This window comes from Nocardioides pelophilus, assembly GCF_014180685.1.
Lineage (GTDB): Bacteria > Actinomycetota > Actinomycetes > Propionibacteriales > Nocardioidaceae > Nocardioides > Nocardioides pelophilus.
Genome location: NZ_JACEHF010000298.1, coordinates 1 through 1,710 on the forward strand (window position 1 = coordinate 1; position 1,710 = coordinate 1,710).

Genomic DNA, 1,710 nt, shown 5'->3' on the forward strand with positions numbered 1-1,710 from the left:
CGGCGCCCCCCGCCGACTTCCGGCCGGTGCACCGTTCCGACACCAAGATCAAGAAGTCCGACGACGGGTCGGCCCCGGTGATCTCGCTCGAGCAGAACCCCGACATCCTCAAGGAGCTGTCCGCCCACCGGCCGGCGCCCGGCACGGTCGTCGTCGGGTTCGCGGCCGAGACCGGCGACCAGTCCGGGTCCGTCCTCGACCTGGCGCGCGCCAAGCTGGCCCGCAAGGGCTGCGACCTGCTGGTGGTCAACGACGTCAGCGGCGGCGCGGTCTTCGGCGCCGAGGACAACCAGGCGGTTATCCTGGCCGCGGACGGCACCGCGGTCGACGTACCGCGGGGGAGCAAGGGAGCTCTCGCGCACGTGATCTGGGACCAGGTGGCCGTCCGGCTGGCTCCAGCATGAGACTCCCGTGCATCACCTGTCGGTCCCCGTATCGTTGGACCGGCGGCAACAAGCCCTGATAGCCCCCGTCATGACGCCTTATGCGAAAGCGAGAAACAACGTGGCTGGACGCCTCTTCACCTCAGAGTCGGTGACCGAGGGACACCCGGACAAGATCGCAGACCAGATCAGCGACACCATCCTGGACTACCTCCTCGAGCACGACCCGACCAGTCGGGTGGCGGTTGAGACACTGCTCACCACAGGCCTCGTCGTCGTCGCCGGTGAGGTGACCACCACTGCCTACGCCCCGATCGCTCAGCTGGTGCGTCAGAAGATCCTCGAGATCGGCTACGACTCCTCGGAGAAGGGCTTCGACGGCAGCTCCTGCGGCGTCCAGGTCGCGATCGGTGCGCAGTCCCCCGACATCGCGCAGGGCGTCGACGACGCGTTCGAGGAGCGGGTCGACGGCTCGGGCGACGAGCTCGACCGCCAGGGCGCCGGTGACCAGGGCCTGATGTTCGGCTACGCGTGCGACGACACGCCGGAGCTGTTCCCGCTGCCGATCAAGATCGCGCAGACCCTCGCCGAGAAGCTCACCGAGGTGCGCAAGGACGGCACGCTGTCCTACCTGCGCCCCGACGGCAAGACCCAGGTCACCATCGAGTACGACGAGAACGACCGCCCGGTGCGCATCGACGCCGTCGTGCTGTCGACCCAGCACTCCGAGGACGTCGACGAGGAGCAGCTGGCCAAGGACATCCTGGTCAACGTCATCGAGCCGGTGCTCGAGCAGTTCCAGGCCAGCGTGCCGTCGGAGGGCTACAAGCTCTTCATCAACCCGACCGGCCGCTTCGTGGTCGGTGGTCCGATGGGCGACGCCGGTCTGACCGGACGCAAGATCATCGTCGACACCTACGGCGGCATGGCCCGCCACGGTGGCGGCGCGTTCTCCGGCAAGGACCCGTCGAAGGTCGACCGTTCCGCCGCCTACGCGATGCGCTGGGTCGCCAAGAACATCGTCGCCGCGGGCCTGGCCCGGCGGGCCGAGGTCCAGGTCGCCTATGCGATCGGCGTCGCGCACCCGGTGGGTGTGTTCGTCGAGACCTTCGGCACCGGCATCGTCCCCGACGAGCAGATCCAGGCCGCCGTGCTCGAGGTGTTCGACCTGCGTCCGGCTGCGATCCTGCGCGACCTCGACCTGCGCCGGCCGATCTACGCCAAGACCGCCGCCTACGGCCACTTCGGCCGCGAGCTCCCGGAGTTCACCTGGGAGCGGACCGACCGCGTCGACGCGCTGAAGGCCGCCGCCGGCGTCTGATCGTTC

General features: G+C 69.1%; 2 protein-coding genes. Both read left to right on the forward strand.

Annotated features, from left to right (window positions below; translation table 11 throughout):
- A partial coding sequence (locus H0488_RS23165) for a phosphopantothenoylcysteine decarboxylase domain-containing protein (protein ID WP_281369748.1) occupies nt 1-404 on the forward strand: 404 nt, incomplete at its 5' end.
- A gap of 100 nt (nt 405-504) precedes the next feature.
- Nucleotides 505-1,704 (forward strand): methionine adenosyltransferase, encoded by a 1,200-nt coding sequence (gene metK / locus H0488_RS23170; protein ID WP_312856500.1) that lies wholly within the window; start codon nt 505-507, stop codon nt 1,702-1,704.
- Nucleotides 1,705-1,710 lie beyond the last annotated feature (6 nt).